We start from the raw sequence: 6,613 nt of genomic DNA, 5'->3' as shown, positions 1-6,613 counted from the left end.
CCTTTCAAGAAGGTGTCACCTGATGAGCTCAAGACCAAACTGGCCATTTCAGAACAAAGACTGTCAGCCAGGGAGAAAGAACTGACCAAAAAGAAAAATAAAGCCCGTGATGACGCAAAGAATGCTCTTGCTGAAGGTAATGACAGGGAGTTCAGGGTGGCCTCAAGACGCTATTCTCTGGTGGACGGGCAGGTCAATACCATTGGCAGCATGGTGGAAATGGCACAGTCCATGACCGATGTGATAGAAATGCAGACAGGACTTAAGGAAGTCGTTGAGATCGGTCAGGACCTGGGCAAGTGGCAGAAACAATTAGGATTCGATACAAATAAACTTGAAAGTGCTATCACGAACATCCGTACCTCCATGGAGAAGGTCAACACCGCCACCAGTATGATGACCTCGTCTATGGATGTTGCGATGAGCGGGAATACTGAACTGAGCGAGATGCAGGATGCCCTGCGGTCTGAACTGCTTGCAGAACTTAGTGGTGAAAAGGCATCAGAGGACAAGCTTTCGAAGAAGATAGAGTCAGAGCTCTCTGAAAGCAAATAATAGATAATTTTTGCGGAATAGAGGTGCTAACTTGGCTGCATCAAGTTCCATGGCTGCAGAGGCGCGTGGGTATGCCAGAGTGGCAAAGGAGCTGGAAGGCTCCGGGGAGCTGGAAAGAGCGCGTACCTTGTATCTCAAGGCTGCCAAGCTGTACAATGAAGCGTCTAAAACAGCTACAGACGCCACAGACAGAAACATCCAGCGGGATCTGGCGGAACATCTGCTGGAAAGAGCACAGTCCATAAGGCAGACAGAGGTACAGTATTCCGGTCCGGAAGGCAGGAAAGGTAATGCTGATGAGAGTTCCCTCTCCAAAGAGGACCTTTTTCTAAAGCAGATTCCGGATGTGGGATTTGCTGACATCGGAGGCCTTGAGAACGTTAAGGAAGAGATCAGGAAGTCTATCATCTATCCCTTCACCCATAAGGAACTGTACAAGATGTATGGTCAGAAAGCAGGAGAAGGTATATTGCTATACGGTCCTCCTGGCTGTGGAAAGACCATGATGGCCAAGGCTGCGGCAAAGGAATGTGGTGCTGATTTCATAAGTGTAAAGACCAGCAGCATAGTAAGCAAATGGGTGGGGGCTTCGGAGAAGAACATAAAGCAGGTATTCGATACTGCAAGAAATGGTGAAAGGGCTATCATCTTTTTCGATGAGATAGATTCCATTGCCGTGCGCCGCAGTGAAAGCGAAGACTATGCAAAACGTATGGTGAATGAATTGCTGGCGCAGATGGATGGAGTCGATACTTCCCATGACGATCTGCTTGTGCTTGCTGCAACAAATGAACCATGGGCTATAGACCCGGCTCTCAGAAGGCCAGGACGCTTCAGCAAACTCGTGTTCATCCCGGAGCCTGATCTGGAAGCACGGATCGCCATTTTCGGCATACAGCTTAAGAAGCGGCCTATTGCAGAGGACGTGAATGTGCAGGAACTTGCACGCATCACAGGATCCTATTCCGGTGCGGACATCTCTGCGATCTGCAAAGAAGCTGCAGATATCCCGCTGGGTGAAGCACTAAGAGGAGGAGATCCACGTAAAATAAAGATGCAGGATTTCCGACAGGCGATAAAGCAGAGGAAACCTTCTATTATAAGCTGGTACATTTCGGCAAAAGACCAGGTCATGCGTACAGGAGAAACAGATGCTTTTGCGGATATACTCAAAAGAGAAGTAAATGCAGGCGAAGAATGAGCTTTAAAGACCATATTGGATCTATATGATAATGCATCAATGAAGTGAGTGCAGATATGACAGCAGTCGAGGATCCGTCTGAACTGCGGATGAGGAACCGGAAGATCGTCCAGGAACAGCTGGAACAGGCATATAATGTTGTAGATGGACTTATCAGGAAAAGTTATAGCAGGCATGACATGGAAACCACATCTCTTCTAAGAGACCTGCGAACAAATATCAATAACCTGCTTCCAGAGGTAAGATCATCCGGACTTGATACTTTCCACAGCAGAAAAGGTACGCTTGATGCTTTTTATGCTGCAGAGGACAGCTTTATTGCCAGTTCGGAAAACTTCCATCAAGCTGTGACAGCATCTATTGAAGTTGAAAAGGTTATAGATGTTTTCAAATTGCAGCAGCTGCTCACAGCACTGCAAAGGAATTTAAGGGAAAGGATACCTGTTTCTGATGATGTGGCAAGGGAATTCAATATAAGGACAGGTATTGGTGTTAGTGAGCCAGTTAAGGAAACTTCTCCTACTATAGAAGCTTTTGGGATCCGCAGGAAAACGGCAATAAATGCAGGAACCTCTTCTCCCGGACAAAGTATGGGAATGTCCGTGGGAAGCAGTTCATCCAATGTGATCATAGAGCCTGATGGCAGGGAACTCACTCCTCATCTGCTTGCTGATCTGTATAATTATTTTAACTTGCTGGAACAGAAGTATACAACCAACCATCCGGAAATATCAGCAACTGACGTGTACATCGGGGACAGGAAATGGGACTTTGAAAAGGGTGACAGATACCTGAAAGGAAACATTTACGACAGCCTTTTCAGCAGGACTATGATCTTTTACACTGTATTCAAACCCTATGATGATCTGAAACAGATAGCTGAATCTATACAAAAAGAGGCAGATAAAGTTCCATCCGGACAGTATCTGAGCCTTTGTGTAGTGGGTGTAGAGTGGCCAGAAGATATAATGAACTGGGCAGCATCTTTCTTCCATCTTAGGATGTCACTTTTCATTTATGATCTTGGAACGGGTGATCTTTGTTTTAACAAAGACCTTAAACTATCGAACCGGTTTGCTTTCTGGCACGATAGGGACCAGGAAATGTCCAGGTTATATGACCGACTGCTCATACTATTGCAGGAGTATGGCTCTATAAGTATTATTGAAGCTGCAAAGGAACTCGAACTGGAACAGAAGAGCGCTGCAGAATATATTAAAAAGCTTCTAAAGGCGGGTGTGCTCGTGGATGTGGGATTTGGAGAACACAAATATGCTCTTTCTGTATCAGAGCTGAAGAAGGTTGGACCAAAAGAATAAAATAAGTCTTTAAGCTTATATTTGTTTATAATCGGTCTTAGAACTTATATTTGTGTTCAAGGTGAACCATGAATGGAATCCGTACCTTTGCAGTGCTCACAGGGGACCTGGAAGGTTCTTCTCGTTTCAAGGGAAAGCTAAGGGATGAACTACTCAGCAGGATCAAAGATTGCTTCAGAACGGTTGAAAAACTCCTGCCCCCGGAAACTGTGGTATCCGGTTTTGAGATCTACAGAGGGGATAGCTTCCAGTGTGTGCTGGCTTGTGCAGAAGATAGCCTGCTTGCTGCCATTGCCCTGCGTTGCTGCCTGATCGCGGAAGAAGGCTTTGGCGACCGGCTGGATGCAAGAGTATCCATAGGCATAGGAAGTATAGATTTCCTTCCTGCTTCGGGCAGAGGTGCAGAGGGTGACGGGGAAGCTTTCAGGAATTCAGGGACAATGATAGAGAGCATGAAAAAACTGAAAAGTAAGACACGTATCACAACTCCCTGGCCTGCAGTCGATAAAGACCTTGAGGTGATGTGTGCTCTTTTTGATGCACTTTCTGAAAGATGGTCTCCTGAACAGGCTCAGGCTGTTCTTGGCAGGATGCATGGATGGACCCAGGAAACGATAGCAACAAGACATTCCATATCCCAGTCAGCGGTCAACCAGCGCCTGAAACTGGCAGGCGGGGCGGCTGTGGAAAAATACCTGGAATATTACAGGAACCTGCTAAAGGAAAAGATATCAGAAGGACAGGACATGACGGAGGAAAGGACTGAATGAACGGGGACTATATATTCCTCCTGATAAGATTGCTGCTTTCTCATCTTATCACAGATCTCCTGCTTCAGAAAGACCGGAACATAAAAGAAAGGAGGGAGAAGAAGTGGTCTTCCCGCTGGTTATACCTGTATGGCACCGTTGCAGGTCTGTCAGCTTATATTTTTGCGGCACAGTGGGATGAATGGTGGATATTGCCTGCTGTTGCTTTGGGCCATGTGGTAACAGATGGCATCAGATCTATGAAAAAAGATACTCTGCTCTGGTTTTCTCTGGGCCAGGCAGCTCATATAATGGTAATATTAACAGTGTGGTATATGCTTCTCCCTTCAGATACCTACGGGCAATTTTCTCACTGGATAGCAGATGTACATATATGGATCCTGATCACTGCATATTTTATGATACTGTTTCCTGCGGGATCATTCATAGGAAAAGCAACAGAGAGATGGAAGAAGGAAATAGAACCCTTAAATCACGAAGGGCTTGAGAAAGCTGGCCTGTGGATAGGAAGAATGGAACGATTTCTGATACTGACATTCATCCTTGATCATGAATATTCTCTTGTCGGACTGCTCATAGCCTCAAAGTCGCTATTAAGGTTCAATGCCGACAGAAAGGCCGGTGAATATATTCTGATAGGTACGCTGGCAAGCCTGACGATCTCTGTAGGAGTGGGGCTTATAGCTTTATGGCTTCTGAGAATAACGAGTTAAGTATCCTGAATTAAAAATGTGGTATCCGGAGAAAATGCCAAAATATAAAAATTGAATGATCCGTATTTTGGATCACTCTTCAGTTTTGCTGCCGCCAATGATCTCCTCTATGGATCTTTCACCGTACTCTACAACCTTGGTGTTGATCTGGACGATGTCAGGAGAGATCTCCTTGCCATGCATGGTCTTTCTGCGGCGCATTCCATCGGCCTTAGGCGAATAGCCCACGCCTGTGGCAACAAGGATCTTTTTCCTCTTTGGGCCCGGGAGGTCTGGCCTCATGACCATTCCGCTCTTGTCACTTCCTCCGGTGATCACCAGTTTATATCCGGAGAGACCCACTACGGATCCATCGATATCCTGCCCTATAATCTTTCCTATGAACTTGTTTGCCTCGGGCCCCTTAACATCGAACTGGTAACTCTTTGTCTTTGGGTCTGAAACAACTACTTTAAAATCTGCCAACTTTATTCCTCCAAATAGTTATAAACTCTTAAATTTGCATAGTATGATATTTGTATTCACTTTGCCCAGAATGGATTTTCCTTTCTTTTAATGTCCAGGAACGCGTCTAAAGCTTCCACTTCATCTGCAGAAAGGGAATCGCATATTTCATGCTCAAGGATCTTCGCATGCCTTTCAGGCACATTTACGTAAAGGATGTCTTCCTCTTTTATCTGGCGTCCGACCGTTGGCCCTTCAATGGCCATGGCTACTTCCATTCCTGTCCTTGCAGTGCCGATGTTTTCGCCCCTTAATTGCAAACCTTTGACCTTACCGATAACCACGCCATCAGAGTTCGTGATCTCTATATTCGTCCTTACGATACCAGATCTGATCTTTACTCCGACAACCGCAGGTTTACTCTGTCTGAAAATACAATCGCGCATGATCTGAAAGACCGCAGGCTTCACAATGGTTTCAGAAATGTTCTTTTCAGAGAGCTCTTTCTGCTCCTCGATCCATTCCTTATAGTCTTCAATTAGCCTGTAGATCACGTCATTCACGAATAGTTTGATGTTGGACAGCTGAGCTTTCTCTTTGGCGTCGGGCAATATCTTGACGTTGAATCCTACCAGGACCGAGTATTGAGGATCCTCAATTGCAGAGACCTCAACAATGTCACGGTGGGTTATATCGCCAACATCCGCTTTCCTTATGGCTATATCCTCTTTCTTAAGCTCATTGACAAGAGCTTCAAGGGAACCTATAGTATCGGCTTTGATGGTGATACCCATTATATCTGTATCAATGTGTACTGCATCAACTTCCTGTTTGATCTCTTTTACTATCTTATCGATGGTCTCAGCAGTTGCAACTCTCAGAGGAGTGCCTGCAAGGGCTCCATCAAGATTAGGGGCCGAGATCTTTATACCGGCAGCTGCAATTACTTTGTCGATCTGCTGGAACTTTTCTTCGGATTTTATCTCAGTCAATGGCCTGGGCTTCAGAATGGCCCGTACTTTGGTCTGGATAGGTTCACCAAGACTACCTAGAACGATCGTATCGCCTTTCTGGAGCATGCCGTCATAAAGGATCATGTCCACGGTGGTACCAAGTCCGCGCTCTTCCTTCACTTCAAGTACTGTTCCGACACCTGGACCGGTTGCGTCGTACTGCAGATTTACTTCCAGGAATTTCTGTGCCAATCCCAGCAATATCATCAGCACATCAGGTATTCCTTCTCCGGTATGTCCACTTATGGGGATCACACCAATGGTGCGCTGGAAATCTTTTATACGATCATAGCGATCTGCATTGAATCCGATATTGAAAAGTTCACCGATTATCTCATAGAACTTGTTGTCCAGATAGCCTTTCACATGTTCGGCTTGCTTATTGTAACTTACAAGGAAAGGAGAATTTGGTACAGGGTTCCATCCGTGTATCCTGTCGATCTTGTTCGCCACCACCACGAAGGGGGTCTTGAAACGTTTCAGGATCTGCAGGCTCTCTATGGTCTGCGGCTTGAAACCTTCATTGATATCGACCACCACAATAGCAAGATCTGCAAGCGCTCCCCCGCGACTTCGCAGGGATGTGAACGCATGATGA

At 45.8% G+C, this 6,613-nt stretch carries 7 protein-coding genes; 5 read left to right on the top strand and 2 right to left on the bottom strand.

From position 1 onward, the window contains the following. The 5 genes from AB7U21_RS09350 to AB7U21_RS09330 form a co-directional block, all read left to right on the top strand. Positions 1–555 (top strand): hypothetical protein (locus tag AB7U21_RS09350; RefSeq protein WP_428388554.1); only part of this gene is annotated, 555 nt, incomplete at its 5' end. A gap of 31 nt (positions 556–586) precedes the next feature. After that, the gene (locus AB7U21_RS09345) at positions 587–1,756 is read left to right on the top strand and encodes an AAA family ATPase (RefSeq protein WP_428388552.1); all 1,170 of its coding nucleotides are present in this window, start codon (positions 587–589) and stop codon (positions 1,754–1,756) included. A gap of 56 nt (positions 1,757–1,812) precedes the next feature. Then, complete coding sequence (locus AB7U21_RS09340; RefSeq protein WP_428388549.1) at positions 1,813–3,075, top strand: winged helix-turn-helix domain-containing protein; 1,263 nt, start codon at positions 1,813–1,815, stop codon at positions 3,073–3,075. A gap of 68 nt (positions 3,076–3,143) precedes the next feature. Then, positions 3,144–3,845, top strand: coding sequence for a hypothetical protein (locus tag AB7U21_RS09335; RefSeq protein WP_428388547.1), 702 nt, complete (start codon positions 3,144–3,146; stop codon positions 3,843–3,845). Next, complete coding sequence (locus tag AB7U21_RS09330) at positions 3,842–4,558, top strand: DUF3307 domain-containing protein (RefSeq protein WP_428388545.1); 717 nt, start codon at positions 3,842–3,844, stop codon at positions 4,556–4,558. Before AB7U21_RS09335 ends, AB7U21_RS09330 begins: the two co-directional genes overlap by 4 nt. A gap of 72 nt (positions 4,559–4,630) precedes the next feature. On the opposite strand, the gene AB7U21_RS09325 is transcribed toward AB7U21_RS09330, so the two are convergent. Then, entirely contained in the window at positions 4,631–5,023 is a 393-nt protein-coding gene (locus AB7U21_RS09325) for a 30S ribosomal protein S6e (RefSeq protein ID WP_333787965.1), read from the bottom strand. Between the two features lie 56 nt (positions 5,024–5,079). Beyond that, positions 5,080–6,613 (bottom strand): translation initiation factor IF-2 (gene infB / locus AB7U21_RS09320; RefSeq protein ID WP_428388543.1); only part of this gene is annotated, 1,534 nt, incomplete at its 5' end.

Source organism: Methanomethylovorans sp. (genome assembly GCF_050177135.1).
Classification (GTDB): Archaea; Halobacteriota; Methanosarcinia; order Methanosarcinales; family Methanosarcinaceae; genus Methanomethylovorans.
This window is presented reverse-complemented; position numbering and strand designations above follow the sequence as displayed.

What these genes read in the sequence shown, in the direction of transcription:
- AB7U21_RS09335 (WP_428388547.1), top strand. Translation starts at nt 3,144, where the DNA reads ATGAATGGAATCCGTACCTTTGCAGTGCTCACAGGGGACCTGGAAGGT.
- AB7U21_RS09340 (WP_428388549.1), top strand. Translation starts at nt 1,813, where the DNA reads ATGACAGCAGTCGAGGATCCGTCTGAACTGCGGATGAGGAACCGGAAG.
- AB7U21_RS09330 (WP_428388545.1), top strand. Translation starts at nt 3,842, where the DNA reads ATGAACGGGGACTATATATTCCTCCTGATAAGATTGCTGCTTTCTCAT.